The 19,730-nt window shown below is 69.0% G+C and carries 18 protein-coding genes and 1 pseudogene; 1 reads left to right on the forward strand and 18 read right to left on the reverse strand.

The window, feature by feature from the left end; genetic code table 11:
• Positions 1–4 precede the first annotated feature (4 nt).
• Together BLJ79_RS12590 and pyrR are read right to left on the reverse strand one after the other, a co-directional pair.
• Positions 5–1,009, reverse strand: coding sequence for an aspartate carbamoyltransferase catalytic subunit (locus BLJ79_RS12590; RefSeq protein ID WP_071215089.1), 1,005 nt, complete (start codon positions 1,007–1,009; stop codon positions 5–7).
• Positions 1,006–1,596: a bifunctional pyr operon transcriptional regulator/uracil phosphoribosyltransferase PyrR gene (gene pyrR, locus BLJ79_RS12595; protein ID WP_071215090.1), complete on the reverse strand. Its 591-nt coding sequence runs from the start codon at positions 1,594–1,596 to the stop codon at positions 1,006–1,008. Before pyrR ends, BLJ79_RS12590 begins: the two co-directional genes overlap by 4 nt.
• A 94-nt stretch (positions 1,597–1,690) precedes the next feature.
• Between pyrR and BLJ79_RS12600 the strand changes: the two genes are divergently transcribed.
• Positions 1,691–2,923 (forward strand): PrsW family intramembrane metalloprotease, encoded by a 1,233-nt coding sequence (locus tag BLJ79_RS12600; RefSeq protein WP_139194850.1) that lies wholly within the window; start codon positions 1,691–1,693, stop codon positions 2,921–2,923.
• A 162-nt stretch (positions 2,924–3,085) separates the two neighbouring features.
• Here the strand turns inward: BLJ79_RS12600 and BLJ79_RS23375 are convergent, their stop codons facing one another.
• From BLJ79_RS23375 to BLJ79_RS12675, 16 genes and pseudogenes are all read right to left on the reverse strand, one after another.
• Positions 3,086–3,247: an MFS transporter small subunit gene (locus BLJ79_RS23375; protein ID WP_175475469.1), complete on the reverse strand. Its 162-nt coding sequence runs from the start codon at positions 3,245–3,247 to the stop codon at positions 3,086–3,088.
• The gene (locus tag BLJ79_RS12605; protein ID WP_071215091.1) at positions 3,248–4,642 is read right to left on the reverse strand and encodes an OFA family MFS transporter; all 1,395 of its coding nucleotides are present in this window, start codon (positions 4,640–4,642) and stop codon (positions 3,248–3,250) included.
• A gap of 277 nt (positions 4,643–4,919) precedes the next feature.
• Positions 4,920–5,330, reverse strand: coding sequence for a transcription antitermination factor NusB (gene nusB / locus BLJ79_RS12610; RefSeq protein ID WP_071215092.1), 411 nt, complete (start codon positions 5,328–5,330; stop codon positions 4,920–4,922).
• Positions 5,330–5,890 carry an elongation factor P gene (efp, locus tag BLJ79_RS12615; protein WP_071215093.1) on the reverse strand — a complete coding sequence of 187 codons (561 nt, stop codon included), beginning with the start codon at positions 5,888–5,890 and terminating at the stop codon, positions 5,330–5,332. Before efp ends, nusB begins: the two co-directional genes overlap by 1 nt.
• 215 nt (positions 5,891–6,105) lie before the next feature.
• Positions 6,106–6,708 (reverse strand): tetratricopeptide repeat protein, encoded by a 603-nt coding sequence (locus BLJ79_RS12620; RefSeq protein WP_071215094.1) that lies wholly within the window; start codon positions 6,706–6,708, stop codon positions 6,106–6,108.
• Positions 6,705–7,796, reverse strand: a complete 1,092-nt coding sequence (gene aroB, locus BLJ79_RS12625; protein ID WP_071215095.1) for a 3-dehydroquinate synthase — start codon at positions 7,794–7,796, stop codon at positions 6,705–6,707. The genes BLJ79_RS12620 and aroB overlap by 4 nt, the downstream gene beginning before the upstream one ends.
• Positions 7,797–7,992: 196 nt before the next feature.
• Positions 7,993–8,544, reverse strand: a complete 552-nt coding sequence (locus BLJ79_RS12630) for a shikimate kinase (RefSeq protein WP_071215096.1) — start codon at positions 8,542–8,544, stop codon at positions 7,993–7,995.
• Positions 8,541–9,743, reverse strand: a complete 1,203-nt coding sequence (aroC, locus tag BLJ79_RS12635) for a chorismate synthase (RefSeq protein WP_071215097.1) — start codon at positions 9,741–9,743, stop codon at positions 8,541–8,543. The genes BLJ79_RS12630 and aroC overlap by 4 nt, the downstream gene beginning before the upstream one ends.
• A gap of 32 nt (positions 9,744–9,775) precedes the next feature.
• Positions 9,776–10,699, reverse strand: coding sequence for a shikimate dehydrogenase family protein (locus tag BLJ79_RS12640; RefSeq protein WP_071215197.1), 924 nt, complete (start codon positions 10,697–10,699; stop codon positions 9,776–9,778).
• Positions 10,696–12,921 (reverse strand): endolytic transglycosylase MltG, encoded by a 2,226-nt coding sequence (gene mltG / locus BLJ79_RS12645; protein WP_071215098.1) that lies wholly within the window; start codon positions 12,919–12,921, stop codon positions 10,696–10,698. The genes BLJ79_RS12640 and mltG overlap by 4 nt, the downstream gene beginning before the upstream one ends.
• A gap of 172 nt (positions 12,922–13,093) precedes the next feature.
• Entirely contained in the window at positions 13,094–13,618 is a 525-nt protein-coding gene (gene ruvX, locus BLJ79_RS12650) for a Holliday junction resolvase RuvX (protein ID WP_286135380.1), read from the reverse strand.
• A 5-nt stretch (positions 13,619–13,623) separates the two neighbouring features.
• Entirely contained in the window at positions 13,624–16,305 is a 2,682-nt protein-coding gene (gene alaS / locus BLJ79_RS12655) for an alanine--tRNA ligase (RefSeq protein ID WP_071215100.1), read from the reverse strand.
• A gap of 146 nt (positions 16,306–16,451) precedes the next feature.
• Positions 16,452–16,685, reverse strand: a complete 234-nt coding sequence (locus tag BLJ79_RS12660) for a hypothetical protein (RefSeq protein ID WP_071215101.1) — start codon at positions 16,683–16,685, stop codon at positions 16,452–16,454.
• Positions 16,686–16,815: 130 nt separating this feature from the next.
• Positions 16,816–17,187, reverse strand: a complete 372-nt coding sequence (locus BLJ79_RS12665) for a DUF948 domain-containing protein (protein ID WP_071215102.1) — start codon at positions 17,185–17,187, stop codon at positions 16,816–16,818.
• Between the two features lie 158 nt (positions 17,188–17,345).
• Positions 17,346–17,972 (reverse strand): 30S ribosomal protein S4, encoded by a 627-nt coding sequence (gene rpsD / locus BLJ79_RS12670; RefSeq protein WP_071215103.1) that lies wholly within the window; start codon positions 17,970–17,972, stop codon positions 17,346–17,348.
• Positions 17,973–18,214: 242 nt separating this feature from the next.
• A pseudogene (locus tag BLJ79_RS12675) lies at positions 18,215–19,661 on the reverse strand (replication-associated recombination protein A).
• Positions 19,662–19,730: the final 69 nt, after the last annotated feature.

Below are 19,730 nucleotides of genomic sequence, written 5' to 3' on the forward strand. Positions count from 1 at the left end.
TTCTTTACAGGCCGGCCGGACGGGTGGCGTCCGAGGGGGCGGGACGCTGCTGGTCCCCCGATAGCAGTAGGTACAGCACGGCCATGCGCACCGCCACGCCGTTGGCCACCTGGGCCAGCACGGTGGAGCGGGGCGAGTCGGCCGCGGCGGAGGAGATTTCCAGGCCGCGGTTCATCGGGCCGGGGTGCATGATGATGGTTTCGCCGGTGTCGCGGGCATCCAGTGCCGCGAGCCGCGCGTCGTCGAAGCCCCAGAGCCGCGAGTACTCGCGGGTGTTGGGGAAGTAGGAGTCGTGCATGCGTTCGCCCTGCACGCGCAGCATCATCACCGCGTCGGTGCCGGAGGCCAGCGTGGCGTCCAGGTCGTAGCTGATGGTGCACGGCCATGCGTGTGAGCCGTGCGGCAGCAGCGTGGGCGGGGCGACCATGGTCACCTCGGCGCCCAGGGTGCGCAACAGCCAGAGGTTGGAGCGGGCGACCCGCGAGTGCAGGATGTCCCCGACGATGGCCACGCGCATCCCGGAAAGGTCGGAACCCAGCGAGGTGTGCCCGTGCAGCGCGGACCAGTGGGTGCGCAGCGTGAACGCGTCCAGCAGCGCCTGGGTGGGGTGCTCGTGGGTGCCGTCCCCGGCGTTGACCACCGGTGCGTCGATCCAGTCGGTGGCGGCCAGGCGGGCCGGGGCCCCGGAGGCGCCGTGCCGGATGACCACCGCGTCGGCGCCGATGGCCTGCAGGGTCTGGGCGGTGTCCTTGAGCGATTCGCCCTTGGAGACCGAGGAGCCCTTGGCGGAGAAGTTGATGACGTCCGCGCTCAGCCGCTTGGCGGCGGCCTCGAAGGAGATGCGGGTGCGGGTGGAGTCCTCGAAGAAGAGGTTCACCACGGTCCGTCCGCGCAGCGCCGGGAGCTTCTTGACCTCGCGGGTGCCCACGGCGGCCATTTCCTCGGCGATGTCCAGGATCCGGATGGCGTCGGCGCGCGACAGGTCAAGGGTGGAGAGCAGGTGCTTCATGCGTGGGCCTCGATGACGACCTCGTTGTTGTTTTCCCCGTCGACCTCGGCCAGGTGCACGCGCACCTTCTCGGTGGTGGCGGTGGGCAGGTTCTTGCCGACGTGGTCGGCGCGGATGGGAAGTTCGCGGTGGCCGCGGTCCACCAGGACCGCCAGGCGGACGATGCGCGGGCGGCCCAAATCGGCGATGGCGTCCAGGGCGGCGCGGATGGTGCGTCCGGAGTAGAGCACGTCGTCCACCAGCACCACGACCTTGTCGTCGATGCCGGAGGCCGGAAGGCGGGTGGGCACCGGGGTGCGGGTGGTGGAGCGGCGCAGGTCGTCGCGGTACATCGTGACGTCGAGCTGTCCGGTGATGGAGGCGGGGTCAAGGCCCGGGGTGGTGGCGGCGATGCGCTGCGCGAGGCGTTGGGCCAGCGGGAAGCCGCGGGACGGGATGCCCAGCAGCACCAGGTCCTCCACACCCTTGTTCGCCTCGATGATCTCGTGGGCGATGCGGGTGAGAACGCGGTCGATGTCCTCGCTGGAGAGGACTATCCGGGCACTGACGGGCGCTGTGGCACGGGCATGGTTCTGCTCGTTGCTCATGTGCGGCCTCCTTCCCCGCCTCACTGGACGGAATTTAAAGGTTGCTTGCTGGATCAAAATTATCACAGGCCGTGCCGCACGTAGGATTTGAGTCATGCGCGTTACCTCACACCCCCCGCAATCGTCCCCGCACTCGGCCCCGCAGGATCCCTGGGCCTCCGCCGGCTCCCCCGCTTTCCCGGGCGTGCCCGGTGTGCCCGGGTCCGCTCCGGCGCCCTTCGGTTCCCCGCCGGGGCGCCGGCACCGTTCCGGGTCCACGGCGGTGACCCTGGCGCTGCTGGCCTGCACCGTGGTGCTGCTGGGTGTGGGCTTCTTCCTGGCCGGGGTCTTTGGTTCCGGCACGGTGCTGTGGCTTGGCGCCCTGGCCATGGTGCCCCTGGCGCTGTGCCTGCTGGGGCTGCGCTGGGTGGACCGCTGGGACCCGGAGCCGCGCGCACTGCTGGCGCTGGGGCTGTTCTGGGGCGCCGGGGCCTCGGTGGCCGGGTCCCTGCTGGTCGGGGACGTGTTCATGGAGTTGTTCTTCGACCCCGCCGGACGCCTTGACCTTGACCTCTTCGGCGCGGTGGTGCAGGCCCCCATCGTGGAGGAGCTGGCCAAGGGCGCCGGGGTGCTGCTGATCTTCTGGATCAACCGCTCGCATTTCGACGGTCCCATTGACGGGATCGTGTACGGCGGCATCGTCGGTGCCGGGTTCGCGTTCACCGAGAACATCTTGTACTTCGCCTCCAGCTACGTCGACCCGGCGGCCCCGGGCGAGCTGGTCTCGGTCTTCGTGCTGCGCGGGCTGTTCTCGCCCTTCGCGCATGTGATGTTCACCGCATGGACGGGTTTCGCACTGGGGCTCTGTGCCGCGCGCGGCAAACGCGGGCGCTGGCCGCTGTACCTGGTGCTGGGCCTGCTTCCGGCGATGGTCGGCCACTTCCTGTGGAACGGCGGGGTCGGGATCTTCTTCGACAACTTCCTGAGCTTCTACTTCGTGCTGCAGGTGCCCTTGTTCGTCGCCTCGATCGTGGCCGTGGTGCTGCTGCAGCGCGGGGAGCGGAAGCTGACCGAGCAGCGCCTGGACGAGTACCGGGCCAGCGGCTGGTTCACCGCCGCGGAGGTGGCGATGTTTGCCACCCGTGCGGGCCGGCGCGATGCCCGGCGCTGGGCGGCGGGCATCGGGCGCCGCCGGCAGATGAAGGAGTTCACCGCCACCGCGATGAACCTGGCCGCGGTGCGCCAGCGGATCGCGGCCGGACACCCCACGGGCACCGATTTCGCTCGTGAGCTGGCGTTGCTGCACAAGTCGCACCTGCAGCGGGCGCAGCTGCTGAACGTGGCCTGAGCCCGGGGCGGCCGGGTCAGTGCCGGCCGGTGTCGGCCGGTGCCGGGCCGCCGGGGTGTGCGGGTCCCGCCGGGAGGCCGACCGCCACTCATGGGTCGGGCGTTCGGCGTGTCGCGGTGCAACACGCCGAACGCCCGATGCCTTGCCCGGCGGCCGCCGGTTCTACTGGAAGAGCTGGCCGACCCGCGACAGGGTGGTGATGACCCCGTAGGCCAGCGGGATGCCGACCAGCAGCCAGCCGAAAGCCAGCCGACCGGTGGCGGGATTCACCGGGACGTCGGTGCCGCCTGCGGGGTTCACTGCGTCATGTGGTTGCGCTGGCATCTAGGATCCTTTCCTGGCGGAAGCGAGTTCTTCCTCCGGCTCGTGGTACTTCGCGTCGACCGGGCGGATGAGCGTGCTGGCGACGAAGCCGATGACCAGCAACCCCACCATGGTCAGCAGCACCGGCAGGTAGTTGTGCGCGTTCATCGTCCCGGGCTTGCCCTGGGCGTCCAACAGCCCGTTGACGATCAACGGCCCGGCAATGCCGGCGGCGGACCAGGCGGTCAGCAGGCGACCGTGGATCGCGCCGACCTGGAAGGTGCCGAAGAGGTCCTTGAGGTAGGCCGGCGCGGTGGCGAAGGAACCGCCGTAGAAGCTGATGATGACCACGGCCATCGCCACGAAGAGCAGCATCGAGCTGCCTCCGAAGAAGGCCAGCACCACGTAGAAGAGCGCGCCGGCACCGAGGTAGACCATGTAGATCCGCTTGCGGCCGATCACATCCGAGGTGCTGGACCAGATGAAGCGCCCGGCCATGTTGCCGATCGAGAGCATGCCCACGAAACCGGCGGCCACCGCGGCGTTGACCGCGGAGTTCCCGTCGGCGCCGCGGAAGAAGTCCTGGATCATCGGGGAGGCCTGTTCCAGGATGCCGATGCCCGCGGTGACGTTGAGGAACAGCACGGCCCACACCAACCAGAAGCTGCGGGTCTTGATCGCGTTGGCCGCCGAGACGTGGGCGGTGGTGACCATCGCCGAGACCTTGGCCTTCGAGGGGTCCCAGCCGCGCGGCATCCAGCCGGGGGCCGGCACGCGGATGTTCAGCACCCCGTACATCATCACCGCGAAGTACACGATACCCAGGGTGAGGAAGAGCTTGCCGACCGAGGTACCGGAGGCGATCCAGTCCGCACCGTCGACGGCCGGGTCAAATCCGTCGAAGAACTTCAGCAGCGCGCTGGACATCGGGGAGGCGATCAGTGCGCCCCCGCCGAAGCCCATGATCGCCATGCCGGTGGCCATGCCGGGGCGGTCCGGGAACCACTTCATCAGCGTGGACACCGGGGAGATGTAGCCGATGCCCAGGCCGATGCCGCCGATGAACCCGTAGCCCAGGTACACCAGCCAGAGCTGCGAGGTGAAGATGCCGGCCGCGCCGACCAGGAAGCCGGCGCCCCAGAAGGAGGCGGCGACAAACATCGACTTGCGCGGCCCGCTGCGTTCGACCCAGGTGCCCATGATGGCCGCCGAGAGGCCGAGCATCACGATCGCGATGGAGAAGATGATCCCGATGGCGGTCTGCGAGAGGCCGAAGTGGCCGATCAGCGCGGACTTGTACACGCTGGTGGCGTAGGCCTGGCCGATACACAGGTGCACGGCCAGGGCGGCGGGCGGGATCAGCCAGCGGTTGAAGCCGGGCGGGGCGATGGAGCGGGAGCGGTCGAGCCAATTCAACGTGTTCTCCTCTGTTCTTAGGTGGGCGCGAGTGACACGGGGAACAGAAACCACGTGGCTGTCGGATTCTGCGACCCAAGCACACAGTGTGGCACGATTCACGGGCGCGGCGGCGGCCCCCACGCCGAAGCTTGCCGCCCCGCGGCCACGGGGAGGGGAGAAAAGCGCCCTGCCGGGCCGGCAGCGGGCACGTTCGGCGGTTAACGCACCGCGGCCGGCGGGAGCCCGAAAAGTGCGGGTTCCCGCCGGCCGGCGGAGAGGTGCGATGCGCGGGCCGCTAGGCCAGCAGCGTCGGCTTCATCTGCTGGATGCGTCCGAGCAGTCCGTTGACGAATTCCGGGGACTCGTCGGTGGACAGCTCGCGGACCAGCGAGACCGCCTCGGCGACGGCAACGCCGTCGGGAACGTCGTCGTTGAACAACAGCTCCCAGGCGCCGATGCGCAGCGCGGTGCGGTCCACCGTGGGCATGCGCTCCAGGGTCCAGCCCTTGGAGTAGGAGGAGAGGATCTCGTCGATCCTGTCCAGCTCGCCCATGACGCCCTCGATGAGGGTCACGGTGTATTCGTTGATGGTGATGTCCGTGGCTTCACGGCGCAAACGCATGGCCGCCAGCGGCGAGACATCGCGTTGTTCGGCTTCAAAAAGGATGTCAAGTGCCCGGCGGCGGGCCTTGGCGCGGGCGCTCACTAGGAGACACGCCCCAGGTAATCGCCGGTGCGGGTGTCGACCTTGACCTTGGTGTTCTGCTCGACGAACAGCGGCACCTGGATCTCCTTGCCGGTCTCCAGCGTGGCCGGCTTGGTGCCCGCCGAGGAGCGGTCGCCCTGCAGGCCCGGCTCGGTGTAGGTGATTTCCAGGACAACCGACGGGGGCAGCTCGACGTACAGCGGGGAGCCCTCGTGCATGGCGATGGTGGCGTTCTGGCTTTCGAGCATGTAGCCGGCGGCGTCTCCCACGGTGGCACCGGCGACGGTGATCTGGTCGTAGTCGCTCAGGTCCATGAACACGAAGTCTTCGCCGTCCTGGTACAGGTACTGGTAGTCGCGGCGGTCAACGGTGGCCGTCTCGATCTTGGCGCCGGCGTTGTAGGTCTTCTCCAGGACGCGCCCGGTGATGACGTTGCGCATCTTGGTGCGCACGAATGCGCCGCCCTTGCCGGGCTTGACGTGCTGGAAATCGATGATGGTCCAGAGCTGGCCCTCGATCTTGAGGACCTGTCCGTTCTTGATGTCGGTGGTTGATGCCACGATCTACTCTTCTTCCGTATGTCGCCGCCGGCTCGCCCGGCGCGGAGTCGCGTCGGCGGGCCCCAGCCGCCGCAAAGCGGCAACCCCGGGCGTGTTGTCAAAAATCCAAGATTCAGTTTAGCGCACCGGGGCGGTTGCCCGGGTAACACCCGATGGTGATCTGCCGGACGTCGGCGCCCGGCCGGCGCACCTGGGGTGCTCCGGCGGGGCCGGTGCTACGGCGCGGGGTGCTGGTGGGCCGGCTGAGCGGTCCCGGTTCCGGTGTGCTCGAGCACCGAGGCCAGGCAGGCGCGCGAGGATTCGACCAGGTGGGTGTCGGCCCCCGCGGCGGTGCGCAGGTCAAGGGCCTTGCGGAAGCGGTTGGCCGCGGCCAGCAGGTCCCCGGATTCCACGTAGGCGAAGCCCAGGTGCTGCTGCAGGATGGCCTCGTGCTCGGTGTCCTTGAACTCGGTCAGCAGCGCGCGCAGGCGGTTGATGGCCCGCGGCGCGTCGCCCGCGGCACGGGTCAGCGAGGTGTCGAGCACGCGCATGGCGAAGTCCTGCGGGTCGCTCAGGCGGGTCTCGGCGACCAGTTCGCTGGCGGCGCGCAGCTCGCCCTTGGCCAGCAGCACCACGACCTGCCAGGCGGCGGAGCCGGTGCGCAGGGTTTCCTCGGCCAGGGCCGCATCGGAAATCTCGTGGCGCATCAGCGACGGGTTCAAGCGCACCCCGGGGATGCCCGATTCGATGTTTTGGCGCGGGGCGCTGTCCAGTCCCCCGACGGGTACCTGCAGCAGTGCCTGGGTGTGGGTCAGGTCCCAATCCGGTGCGGTGATCATTGTGCAATCTCCTGGTAGGCGGCGAACAAGAGGGAAGTGTCGGGCACCTCGAGCATGCGCGGGCTGCCGACCCCGTCGAGCACCACGAAGCGCAACAGGTCGCCGCGGGTCTTCTTGTCCCGGCGCATCCCGTCGAGCAGGGCCTGCCAGCGGTCCCCGCGATAGGTGGTGGGCAGTCCCAGGGACGTCAGGATGGCCAGGTGGCGGTCGGCGACCGCATCCGAGGTGCGTCCCACGCTGCGGCCCAGCTCGGCGGCGAAGGCCATGCCGATGGACACCGCGGCGCCGTGGCGCATCGAGTAGCGCTCGACCAGCTCGATGGCGTGGGCCAGGGTGTGCCCGTAGTTCAGGTATTCGCGTTCGCCGGATTCGCGCAGGTCGGACGAGACGACCTTGGCCTTGACGGCGATGGCGCGCTCGATCAGCTCGCGCAGGCGGGCGGAGGTGGCGTCGGTGGCGTCGGCAGGGTCTTCCTCGATGAGCTCGAGGATGCGTTCGTCGGCGATGAAGCCGCACTTCACGACCTCGGCCAAGCCGGTGACCAGCTCGTTCTTCGGCAGCGTGGACAGCGTGTCCAGGTCCACCAGCACCCCGGCCGGCGGGTGGAAGGCGCCGACGAGGTTCTTGCCCTCGGCGGTGTTGATGCCGGTCTTGCCGCCCACGGCGGCGTCGACCATGCCCAGCAGCGAGGTGGGGATGTGGATGACCTTGGTGCCGCGCAGCCAGGTGGCGGCCACGAAGCCGGCCAGGTCGGTTACGGCCCCGCCGCCCACGGCCACGATGGCATCCGAGCGGGTGAAGTCGTTCTTGCCCAGCACCTGCCAGCAGAAGGAAGCGACCTCGATGTGCTTGCCCTCTTCGGCATCGGGGATCTCGGCGACCATCGCGGCGTAGCCGGCGGCCTCGAGGTCGGCCTTGACGATGTCGCCGGTGGCGCGCAGCGCCCGCGGGTGGATGATCAGCACCTTCTTGACGCGCTGGCCCAGCAGGCCGGGCAGTCGCCCAAGCAGGCCGTTGCCGACGATCACCTGGTAGTTCTCGGCAGGAGCCGATCCGGTGACGTTGATCGTCGTGGGTGCGGGGTTCATCGTTGGATCCTCCATGTGCTGCGTGGCGCGCCGGGCCCCCTGCACCGACCGGGGTCGGTGCGGTTGGGGGCTTGGGCGCGTGGGTGAATACGCGTCAACCGATTCTTCGCCGGTGACCAATTAGCCGTGCAGTGGGCGCGTGGATGCGCCCGTTGCTTGGCTTAAGCCTACGCGTTTGGGTGTCCGAGTTGGGGTTTCAGTGTCCGGCATCACGGTATGCGGTGAGGATCGCCTCGGCGATTTGTGCCGCGGTCCTCCCCCGGGTGTCGATGCACAGCGTCGCTGTCGCCTCGTAGAGTTCGCTGCGTTCGGCGAAGATCCGGCTCCACGATTCCAGCGGGGTGGCGCCGAGCAGCGGACGGGTGGTGTCGGCGCCGATGCGCGGGCCGACGGTGGCCGCATCGGTGAGCAGGTACACCGAGAAGCCCGTGGCGATCAGCTCCCGGTTCCCGGGCGCGAGCACCGAGCCTCCCCCGGTGGCTACGACCGCCGGGGCGCAGGGCCCGGCCGGGTCGGCATCGGGCGCCGCCTTGGCGTGCGGGCGCACGGCCTCGGCCAGCGCCTGGGACTCGAAGCGGCGGAATCCCGCCTCGCCGTGGGCGGCGAAGATCTCGGGGATCGTGCCGTGGGCCGCCACGACGCGGGCGTCGGTGTCGATCAGGGTGGTACCCAGCAGGCTCGCCAGGATCGCCCCGACCGCGCTCTTGCCGCTGGCCATCGGCCCGATCAGGAAGATCGGCGTGCTCATGGGGTGCGGACCGACCCCAGGTTCTGCGGGATGGCCCCGAGGTAGTTTTCCACGTTGCGCTTGACCTCGGCGATCGAGTCGCCGCCGAACTTCTCCAGCATGGCCTGGGCCAGCACCAGGGCGACCATGGCCTCGGCGACGACGCCGGCGGCCGGGACCGCACAGACGTCCGAGCGCTGGTGGTGCGCGGTGGTTTCCTCGCCGGTGGCGGTGTCGATGGTGCGCAGGGCGCGCGGGACGGTGGCGATCGGCTTCATGGCCGCGCGCACGCGCAGCACGTCCCCGATGCTCATGCCGCCCTCGATGCCGCCGGCCTTGTTGCCGGAGCGGTCGATGACGCCGTCCTCGCCGCGGACGATCTCGTCGTGGGCGGCGGAGCCGCGGCGCGAGGCGGTGAGGAAGCCGTCTCCCACCTCCACGCCCTTGATGGCCTGGATGCCCATCAGCGCACCGGCCAGGCGCGCGTCGAGGCGGCGGTCCCAGTGCACGTAGGAGCCCAGCCCGGGGGGCAGGTTGTAGGCCAGCACCTCGACGATGCCGCCGAGGGTCTCGCCCTCCTTGTGGGCGGCGTCGACCTCGGCGACCATGGCCTCGGAGGTCTCCGAATCGAAGCAGCGCAGCGGGTCGGCATCCAGCGCGCGCACGTCGGCGGCGCGCGGCAGCGGCGAATGCTCCGGGGAGGAGACGGTGCCGACCGACACGGTGTGGGAGACCAGCTGGACGCCGAGCTGGGCCAGGAAGTTTGCGGCCACCGAGCCCAGGGCGACGCGGGCGGCGGTTTCGCGGGCGGAGGCGCGCTCCAGGACCGGGCGGGCGTCGTCGAACCCGTATTTCTGCATGCCGGTGAAGTCCGCATGCCCGGGGCGCGGGCGGGTCAGCGGCGCGTTGCGCGCCATCGATGCCAGTTCCTCGGGGTCCACCTCGTCGGGGTTCATGACCTTTTCCCACTTGGGCCACTCGGTGTTGCCGACCTCGATGGCCACCGGGCCGCCCTGGGTGAGTCCGTGGCGGACACCGCCGATGAAGGACACCGCATCCTGCTCGAACTTCATCCGGGCACCGCGGCCATAGCCGAGGCGGCGGCGTGCCAGGGCATCGCGCACGTCCTGTGAAGAGATGGCAATGCCCGCGGGCAGTCCCTCGATAATTCCAACCAATGCGGGGCCGTGTGATTCGCCCGCCGTCAACCAACGCAACATGCACTCCATCTTGCCATGTCCCGGGGCCGTGATCAGGGCCGGGAGAGCCCCACTGCGTCGCACATCACATTTGTGACGTGCTCCCAGTCCGCATGCTGGACACCGGAAAAGAGCTTGACCTGCTCCACTCCCTGGTAGAGCAGCATCGAGAGCCCGGAGACCACGGTGCCGCCGGCGCGTTCCCAGGCGGTGGCAAGCACCGAGGGCCAGGGGTCGTAGGCGACATCCAGCAGCACGGCGCCGGGAGCCAGCATGCCGGGCGCCGCGAGGCCGGGGTCCGGGCTGTGTTCCGGGTCCAGGCCCAGGGGGGCCACCAGCCCGTCGGCGGCGTGCGCCGGTAGCGTGGAGATGACCGCCTGGTAGTGCGCCAGCCGCTGACCGGCGACGGTGCTGTCGATCGCCTCGCAGTCCAGTCCCAGGGTTTGGGCCAGGTCCAGGGCGGCGACGGCGCGCAGCGGTTTGCGCACCACGAGGTCCACCTGGGTGAGCCCGAGCTCGGCGCAGGACTCCAGCGCGGCCAGCGCCGTGTTCCCGGCACCCAGGATCGCGGCGCGGCGACCGGGAGCAGGCGTGTCGCCGGGGCGGCGCGCGGGGAGCACCCCGGCCATCGCCCCCACGATCCCGTCGACGTCGGTGTTGTGCCCGTAGAGGTGAACGGCCCCGTCACGGTGCTGGACCACCACGGTGTTCAGTGCCCCGAGCCGCTGCACGCGCTCGGAAAGCTCGTCGAGGTGCGGGATCAGCGCGTCCTTCAGCGGCATGGTCACCGAGACCCCGACCCAGCCCGGTTCGGTGCGCAGCCGCCGGGCGAAGGCCTCGGCCTGCCCGGGGAGGGTGTCGATCGCGGTGTAGGCGATGTCCACGCCCAGGGCGCGGTAGGCGCTCGAGTGCAGCAGCGGGGAACGTGAATGGGAGATCGGGTGGCCGAGCACCGCCGCGCGGCGCGCCGCGGTCACTTGCACACGTCCGTGTTCGCGGCGCACCAGGAACGGAATTCGTTCTGGTACACGCGGTGTTCGGCGTAGGTCCTGGCGAACTTCGTTTCACCGGTGTTGGTGTTCACGGTGACCCAGTAGTAGTAGTCGTTGGGCGTCGGGTTGGCCGCGGCCTTGATGGCCGGGTCCCCCGGGGAACCGATGGGGGTCGGCGGCAGCCCCTTGTGCACGTAGGTGTTGTAGGGGTTTCCCGCGTCTACCTTCTCCGCCCCGCTGATCTGCAGGGTGTAGCGGTCCAGCCCGTAGATGACGGCCGAGTCGACTTGCAGCAGGCCGTTGGTCTCGGTGTTGCTCGGGTGCAGGCGGTTTTCCAGTGCCCCTGCCACGGTGGCGTAGTCGTTCTGGCGGGCCTCGGCCTGCAGGATCGAGGCGACCTTGAGCACGTGGTACTGCTGCTTCGGGTCGGTGACGCCGTTGGCCTTCAGTGTCTTGGCGGTGGCATCGACCATGGCCTTGAGCACCGTCTTGGCGTCGGCATCCAGCGGGAAGCGGTATTCGCCCGGGTGCAGGTAGCCCTCGAGGTTGCTGGCCCCGGACTTGATGCCGAAGGCCTGGGGGTCCTCGGACAGGGCTTGGAGGTCCTCGAGCTTCAGGCCGGTGGACGTGGAGATTTCCTCGAGCACGCCGGCCAGGCGGGTGTTCTGCTTGATGGCCACGTAGGAGACCTTGGCGGCGGGCTCGCCGATCAGGATCGAGGCGGCATCCAGAGCGGGCATCTGTTGGCGCAGGTCGTAGGTTCCGGGGTGGATCTCGCGGTTTTCGGTGTCCACCAGCTGGATGGCTTCGAGGAAGAGCTTGTCGCTGGCGACGATGTCCCGGTTTTCCAGTTCGCGCCCGATTTGCTTCGGGCCCCAGCCGGGCTTGACGTCAAAGGAAACGGCCGCGCCGCCAGGAGCCGGGTAGTCCGCAGGGTTCAGGCGTTCCATGAGTCCCTGCAGGAAGAGAACGACGCCGAAGATGACGGCGCAGAAGCCCAGCAGCACCACGAGCACGATCCAGTTGCGCCGGCGGCGGCGGGTCTTGCGCGCCTTCGGGTCTGCCTCCATGGTGGTCAGGAACAAGTTTTCGCGTTCCAGCGATTCGTCGGCTGCCGCCGGATAAGCGGTGGTGCCGTCGTAGTGACCCGCGGCCAGGAATCCGGCCTCGGGCTGCCCAAGGTCCGGGTGCCCCGCGTCGTAGTGGCCGGCATCTTGGTATCCGGCTTGGTGGGGATCGATGGCATGTTGATCCGTGTCGGCATTTTCCATGCTGGGTCCCGCGGCGTAGGCCTCGGGGTGGGCGCCGGGGTCCTCGTGGGCCTCCGGCCGCGCGTGGACCCCTGCACCGTGGGCATCCGGGAACTGCAGGTGTTCGGGGTCGGGGGCCGGGTAGGCGGAACCGGCCGCGGCGGCCTGGTCCGGGCGCGTTTCCCGGGTCTGCTGCTTCTGCACGGCCGGCACCAAGGTCGGAGGGACGGCCGGGTGGGTTGGAGGCCCCTGGGCGCCGGGAGTCGACAGGGCCTGCGCCTGGGTTGCCGCCGGATCCGCTGCTCCAGGGGTGGCGCCGGTGCGGTGCCGCGACGCGTCCTGGTCGAACGGTGCGGCGGCCGGGACTACGGGTTGTCCGGTGGACTGCGCGGCGTGCGATGAATCGGGGGTCATGGCGCTTCGGGCCGCGGCGGACCTGTCACGCAACGGCGCGGCGTTGGCCCGCAGCGTTTGGCGCACGCGCTCGGCGGCGGCGCGCTGTGCCTCGATGGCTTCCTTGCGTGCCCGCTGCGCGCTTTGGGTCCGCGCCTTTTGTGCGGCATCCAGCGCTGTGGCGCGTTCCGCGGCGGCGGTCCGCGCGCGTTCCTCCGCAAGAACCTGTGCAGCGGCGGCGGCCCTTGCGGCTTCTTCGCCGGCTGCGGTTGCGGCAGGCAACTCCAGGCCGTGTTCCGTCGGCGTGGCGTCGTCCGGGGCCCGATGCCCCGAGGCGGGCGCAGCGTGATGGTGCGCCGTGCCGTGGCGTTCGGGCAGGGCTTCACCGGCAGGGTTGTTGCCGGTGGCGGTTGCCGCCGCGGGGTCGGGGGACGGATCCCCCGTGCCCGGTGCCTGGGCCGTGGCGCGTTCGCGCTCGGCGTTTTCGCGCGCGGCGCGGGCGGCACGCCGGGGTGAAGTCCCGGGTTCGTGGCGCGGAGAATCGTTGGACGATTCGTGTGTCATGCGGTTTTCTCCCTTGCCCGCAGGCAACGTAGTAGCCGAGGGGCGACGCAGGCCCGTGTCTTCAGCCGAATGAGATGTTATGCGATCGTAACCCAAAGCGGGGCCGCCGGGCACCACCCCGGGGGCAGCGCGGCGTGCGCTCCCCGGTTCGGCGCTGGCGGTTTGTCCCGGTTCAGCTGCCATCGCCCGGCCCTAAGGTTCGGCCGTCGGCAAGCTGCCCGGGCGAGTGCTGCCCGTTGCGGCGCATTTCAAGCACTTGCTGGAGAATCTCCACGGCGGCGACCTGGTCGACCACCGCCCGGTGCTTGCGCCCGTCCAGACCGGCTTCGTGCAGGGCACGGTGCGCGCTGACGGTGGTCAGTCGCTCGTCGACCAGCCTGACTTCCGCCCCCACATGGGCACGGGTCAGGGCGTTAGCCAAGTCTCGTGCATAATCGCGGGCCATTGTCGTGGAGGCGGTCTCCCCGCCGGACATCGACCGTGGCAGCCCGACAAAGATCTGGGCGACCTCACGCTCGGCGGCCAGCTTGACCAGCACCGAAATGTCGCTGGACTTCTTCAGGTCGCGCTTGAGCGTCTTGACCGGGGTGGCCAGCACCCCGTTGCGGTCGGACGCCGCGACGCCGACGCGGGCCATGCCCACGTCGACGCCCAGCAGCACACCGGCTACCCCGGAAGGTGCGCTTTCGCCTGGCACCGAGGTTATGACAGCTCCCGGATCGAGCGGACCATGGCTTCCAGGGCCTCGGCGGTCTTGGAAACGTCCTGGCCGCCGCCCTGTGCCACATCGTCCTTGCCGCCGCCGCCGCCGCCGAGGATCTTCGCGGCGGTGCGCACCAGCGCCCCGGCCTTCGCGCCCTTGGCGCGGGCCTCGTCGTTGGTGGCCACCAGCACCAGCGGGCGTCCGTTGGACGCACCGGTGAGGGCAACGGTGGATGCCTCCGAGCCGAGGCGGTCGCGCAGGTCCAGGGCCAGGGTGCGCAGCGCTTCGGCCGAGGGGACCTCGCCGACATCCTGGGCCAGGACCTTAATGCCGTTGACCGTGGCGGACTTTGCCGCCAGGGCGCCGGCCTGGGCGGCCAGTTGGGCCCCGCGCAGCTTCTCGATTTCCTTTTCGGCGTGGCGCAGCTTCGCGACCGTGTCGGAAATGCGTTCGTTCAGCTGTGCGGCCGGGACCTTGAACATGGCCGAGAGATCCGAAACCAGTGCGCGCTCTGCCGCCCCGTGGCGGAAGGCCTCCATGCCGACCAGAGCCTCCACGCGGCGGTTGCCCGAGCCCACGGAGGCTTCGCCCAGCAGGGTCAGCGAGCCGATCAGTGCGGTGTTGGCCACGTGGGTGCCGCCGCAAAGCTCGCGGCTCCAGGCGTCGTTGATCTCCACCATGCGCACGGTGTTGCCGTACTTCTCGCCGAACAGGCTCATGGCGCCGGCGGCGCGGGCCTCGGCCAACGGCATGACGTTGGTGTGCACCTGGTGGTTGTTGCGGATGGCCAGGTTCACGACCTCTTCGATCTCGTTGCGGGCCGCGGCCGACAAGGCCTCGGACCAGGAGAAGTCAAAGCGCAGGTAGCCGGCCTTGTTGAAGGAGCCGGACTGCAGGGCGTCGGGGCCCAGGATCTCGTGCAGCGCCGCGTGAACCAGGTGGGTGGCGGAGTGCGCCTGTTCCCCGGAATGGCGGCGGGTGCGGTCGACCTCTGCCAGCACCGAGGCGCCGGCGGGCAGTTCGCCCTCGCGCACGATCACCTGGTGGACGTTCAGCCCGCGGATCGGGGCCTGGACGTCCAGGACCTCGAGCACGAAGCCGTCGCCGGTGATCAGTCCGACGTCTCCGGCCTGTCCGCCGGCCTCGGCGTAGAACGGGGTCTCGTTGAGGACCAGTTCGATCTGCTGGCCCTGTTCGGCCACCTCGACCAGAGAGCCGTCGCGCACGATGCCGCGCACGGTGGATTCGCTGGTGAGTTCCTCGTAGCCGGTGAAGATGACGTCGCCGCGCTCGTGCAGCTGGGTGAAGACGGTCAGGTCCGCGTGTCCGGCCTTCTTGGCCTTGGCGTCCTTCTGCGCGCGGGTGCGCTGCTCGTTCATCAGCTCGCGGAACTTGGTTTCGTCGACGGCCAGGCCTGCCTCGGCGGCGATTTCCAGCGTGAGGTCGATCGGGAAGCCGAAGGTGTCGTGCAACGCGAAGGCGTCCTCGCCGGAGAGCGAGCCGCCCTTGGACTTGGAGGCCTTCAGCGCCTCCTCCAGGCGGGTGGTGCCCGAGGCGATGGTGCGCAGGAAGGCGCGCTCCTCGGCGTAGGCGATGCGGGCGATGCGCTCGAAGTCGGTTTCGACGATCGGGTAGACGCCCTTCATGGCGTCGCGGGAGGCCGGCAGCAGCTCGGGGAGCACCGCGGTTTCCACGCCCATCAGGCGCATGGCGCGCACGGCGCGGCGGATCAGGCGGCGCAGCACATAGCCGCGGCCCTCGTTGCCCGGGGAGACGCCGTCGGAGATCAGCATCAGCGAAGAGCGGATGTGGTCCGCGACCATGCGCATGCGCACGTCGTCCGCGTGGTTGGGGTCCTTCGGGTCCTCGGTGGAGGTGTAGGCCTTGCCCGCCAGCTCCGCGGCCTTGTCGAGCACGGGACGGACCTGGTCGGTCTCGTACATGTTCTCGACGCCCTGCAGGATCATGGCCAGGCGCTCGAGGCCCAGGCCGGTGTCGATGTTCTTCTTGGGCAGTTCGCCCAGGATCTCGAAGCTGTCCTTGCCGGTGCCCTCGCCGCGCTGGTACTGCATGAACACGAGGTTCCAGATTTCGATGTACCGGGTGTCGTCGGCCTCCGGGCCGCCCTCGATGCCGTACTCGGGTCCGCGGTCGTAGAAGATCTCCGAGCAGGGGCCGGCCGGGCCGGGCTGGCCGGTGGACCAGTAGTTGTCCTCCATGCCCATCTTCTGGATGCGGTTCTCCGGGATGCCGATGTTGTCGCGCCAGATCTCCAGCGCCTCGGTGTCCTCGTGGAAGACGGTGATCCACAGCTTTTCCGGGTCCAGGCCGTAGCCGCCGTCCTCAAGGGAACTGGTCAGCAGCTCCCAGGCGTAAGAGATGGCGCCTTCCTTGAAGTAGTCACCGAAGGAGAAGTTTCCGGCCATCTGGAAGAAGGTGCCGTGGCGCACGGTCTTGCCGACCTCTTCGATGTCGCCGGTGCGGATGCACTTCTGGACGGAGGTGGCGCGGCTGTACGGCGGTTCTTCGCGTGCGGTCAGGTACGGAATGAACGGCACCATGCCGGCGACGGTGAACAGCAACGACGGGTCGGAGGAGACCAGCGAGGCGCTGGGAACCGCGGTGTGGCCCTTCGACTCAAAGTAGTCGACCCACCGGCGTGCAATTTCCTGCGATTTCATCGTTCCTCTTCGATCCCTTCGAGCTTACGGGCGCTGTGCTTGGATGTGGCTTCCAGTTCCGGTTCCCCCGAGGCCGGTTGGCCGGGGAACGGCGTGCTGCCGGGTTCCGCCATCGTGGCGGTCACCGGAGTGCCACGTCAATAAGTTTAGTGGTGGCTTGCGCCGGTTGTTTCATCCAGGCCCAGGGCCTGGCGCAATTCCGTTTCACGTTCGTTCATGCCGGTGCGGAAGGCCTCGGCCACTTCGTGCAGCGAATCGCTGATGCGGCCCACGGTGCGGTTCAGTCCGTCGGCGCTGGCAAGGCCCCTGGCTTCGGAAAGCTTGCGGGCGGCCAGCACTCCGACGCCGATACCGATGCCGACCCAGAATAGTTTCTTCATCTGCGGTTTCCTCGTTTCGTGGATGGTGGATCGTGCGCTGCACGGCAGCTGCCGGTTGCCGGCAGCCTCCGCTCCCCCGACGGGACCGGGTGGTTACGGGCCAACAAGCCCGGTGCTGCCTCGGCGCCGGTCAGCGCGAGCGTCGGCCCTTGCCGGTCGGCTTGGTGCCAAGGGCCGAGCGGACCCCTGCGGAGAAGGCCGCGACCTTGATCAGGGGACGGCCGACGGTGGCCGCGGTCAACGAGGACAGCGCGCTGATGTTGGCAGACGCGTCGGAGACGTGCGAGGTGATGCCATCGACCTTGCGCAGCTGGTCATTGGTGGTGGCCACGGTGTTGGTGACCTCGGACAGCAACGGGGTGGTGCCGTCGGACACTTCCCGCACGGCGCCGCGCAGCTCGTCGAACACCTTTCCGAGCTTCCAAATGGGGATGGCCAGCAAGGCCACCAGTACGGCGAAGACGCCTGCCGCAATGAGTCCGGCGATATCCGACCCTGTCATGTGCTTTTCCTCTACCGTTGGTGACGTGTGCTTTTCCACCTTACCGAATGGTTGGCTGTAGCACGGAACCGAAACGTCTTGGATAACACGAAGCCCGCGGCGCGGGGCCACGGGCTTCGTGTTGCAAACTGCATTCGCTGGGTGTGAACCCGGTGAATTTAGCGTGCGTAGTACTCGACGACGAGGTTCTCTTCGCAGGTTACTGGAACCTCGGAGCGCTTCGGCTTGCGGACGAGCTTGGCCTGAAGGGCTTCAAGCTTGACGTCCAGGTAGGCCGGAACGGCGGGGAGAACATCGCGGTGGGCGCCTGCAGCGGCGATCTGGAACGGGCCCATCTTTTCGCTACGCTCGTGAACGTGGATCAGCTGACCCTCGGACACGCGGAACGAGGGACGGTCCACGCGCTGGCCGTTGACCATGATGTGGCGGTGCACAACCAGCTGGCGGGCCTGGGCGATGGTGCGGGCGAAGCCTGCACGCAGAACCAGGGCGTCCAGACGCATTTCCAGGAGGGCAACCAGGTTTTCACCGGTCTGGCCCGGAGTGCGCTTGGCTTCCTCGAAGGCACGGGTCATCTGTGCTTCGCGGATGCCGTACTGGGCGCGCAAACGCTGCTTTTCGCGCAGACGCACTGCGTAGTCGCTGTCCTGCTTCTTGCGGGCACGGCCGTGCTGGCCGGGACCGTACGGACGACGCTCCATGTACTTTTCAGCTTTGGGGGTCAGGGCAAGGCCGAGGGCTCGCGAGAGGCGAACCTTGCGGCGGGCACGAGTGTTGTTAGCCACGAGTGTCCTTATCTTTTGTGAGCGGTTGTCATTGGGTCTGGCCTCCATGATGGAGAGTTGTGGGAAACCGCATCCCTAGTCACTACAACTGCCGCGGTGCGCACCGTCCGGGACCGGGGTTCCGGGTGGTTTGCGGTTGGGCAGCTTGCCAGCCAAGGATCAATCCTACCACCGTGGACAAACCCAAAGTGCACCCCGGGTGGCGGCCCGCCCTGTGGGATGCGTCGTCTTCGCGCGTCGGATTACGTGCGTCGGCGGTCCTTGGCGCGGATGATGCCGCGGATGCGTTCGACGCGTTCGCCGATCCCGCGTTCGGCCCCGTTGGCGGTGGGCTTGTAGTAGTCCACGCCCAGCAGGTCGTCCGGCGCGTACTGCTGGGTGGCGACCGAGTGCGGCGCATCGTGCGAATAGATGTAGCCCTTGCCGTGGCCCAGCTGCTGGGCGCCGGCGTAGTGGGCGTCGCGCAGATGCTTGGGCACGCCCCTGCCCCGGCCGGCCCGGACGTCGGCCACCGCGGCGTTGATGGCGTTGTAGGCCGCGTTGGATTTGGGTGCGGTTGCCAGGTGCACCACGGCGTGTCCCAGGATGAGCCGGGCCTCGGGCATCCCGATCAACTGCACCGCCTGGGCGGCTGCCACGGCGGTTTGCAGTGCGGTGGGATCGGCCATGCCGATGTCTTCGGAGGCACTGATCATGATGCGCCGGGCGATGAAGCGCGGGTCCTCCCCGGCCTCCAGCATCTTCGCGAGGTAGTGCAGCGCGGCGTCCACGTCGGAACCGCGGACCGACTTGATGAAGGCGCTGATGATGTCGTAGTGCTGGTCCCCGGCCTTGTCGTAGCGCTGGACCGCGGCATCCATGGCGCGCTCGGTGTGCTCGATGGTGATGACGATCTGCCCCTCCGGGGTCAGCGCACCGGTGTCATCGGCGTCGTCATGGGCGGCAGCGGTGTCTTGGGTTGCGTCGGCGTCAGGGGTTGCCTCGGCGGGTGGGGCTCCGTCCGCAGGATCGGCGGGTTCGCGGTCCGCGGCCTCCTCGTCGGGCCGGGCCGCGGGTGGAACCGGGGCCGGCGTGTCGACAGTGTCCCCGTCCGGGAGCTCCGCGGTGTTATCCGAGCGGACGGCCTGCAGCAACTTGGCGCGCTTGGCGAGCAGTCCGTGGGCCTCGGCGGCGCTCCAGGCCACGCCTGCCGCAGCCTCCAAGGCAGGACGGGTTTTCCGTGGTGGCGGCGACCAGCACGACCCAGCGGTTTTCCACCCCGGGCAGCAGCGCATCCTGCTGCGCTTTGTTGAACCGGTGGATCTCGTCGAGGAAGAGCACGGTGGTGAAGCCACGCAGGTCGCGGTCCTCGAGCGCCTGGTCCATGACGCGGCGGACGTCCTTGACGCCGGCGGTGATGGCGCTGAGCTCGACGAAGCGGCGGCCCGGGGATCGGGCGATCACGTGCGCGATGGTCGTTTTTCCGGTGCCCGGTGGGCCCCAGAGGATGATGCTGGAGGGCCCCGACGGGCCCGGCCCGTCGACGCCGGCCAGTTGCCGCAGGGGCGAACCCGCCTTCAGCAGGTGTTGCTGGCCGACCAGCTCCTCGACCGAGCGGGGGCGCATGCGCACGGCCAGGGGTGCGCGCGGCCGCACATGTTCTTCGTCGTTTTCCTCGTCGTCACCCAAGGCACTGAGCAGATCGTTCACTCCCCCAGCCTAGTTGAGCATCCGGGTGTCCGCTTCCGGCGTTGCCGACGAGGCGGTTTGCCGCTTCGC

Source organism: Arthrobacter sp. UCD-GKA, assembly GCF_001863355.1.
In the GTDB taxonomy this organism is placed as follows: domain Bacteria; phylum Actinomycetota; class Actinomycetes; order Actinomycetales; family Micrococcaceae; genus Paeniglutamicibacter.

Coding starts and splice junctions, on each gene's coding strand:
- BLJ79_RS12665 (WP_071215102.1), bottom strand. CDS start 17,187: ATGACAGGGTCGGATATCGCCGGACTCATTGCGGCAGGCGTCTTCGCC.
- pyrR (WP_071215090.1), bottom strand. CDS start 1,596: ATGAGCAACGAGCAGAACCATGCCCGTGCCACAGCGCCCGTCAGTGCC.
- BLJ79_RS12660 (WP_071215101.1), bottom strand. CDS start 16,685: ATGAAGAAACTATTCTGGGTCGGCATCGGTATCGGCGTCGGAGTGCTG.
- BLJ79_RS12620 (WP_071215094.1), bottom strand. CDS start 6,708: ATGATCACCGCACCGGATTGGGACCTGACCCACACCCAGGCACTGCTG.
- aroB (WP_071215095.1), bottom strand. CDS start 7,796: ATGAACCCCGCACCCACGACGATCAACGTCACCGGATCGGCTCCTGCC.
- BLJ79_RS12600 (WP_139194850.1), top strand. CDS start 1,691: ATGCGCGTTACCTCACACCCCCCGCAATCGTCCCCGCACTCGGCCCCG.
- BLJ79_RS12630 (WP_071215096.1), bottom strand. CDS start 8,544: ATGAGCACGCCGATCTTCCTGATCGGGCCGATGGCCAGCGGCAAGAGC.
- BLJ79_RS12590 (WP_071215089.1), bottom strand. CDS start 1,009: ATGAAGCACCTGCTCTCCACCCTTGACCTGTCGCGCGCCGACGCCATC.
- mltG (WP_071215098.1), bottom strand. CDS start 12,921: ATGACACACGAATCGTCCAACGATTCTCCGCGCCACGAACCCGGGACT.
- alaS (WP_071215100.1), bottom strand. CDS start 16,305: ATGAAATCGCAGGAAATTGCACGCCGGTGGGTCGACTACTTTGAGTCG.
- BLJ79_RS23375 (WP_175475469.1), bottom strand. CDS start 3,247: ATGCCAGCGCAACCACATGACGCAGTGAACCCCGCAGGCGGCACCGAC.
- aroC (WP_071215097.1), bottom strand. CDS start 9,743: ATGTTGCGTTGGTTGACGGCGGGCGAATCACACGGCCCCGCATTGGTT.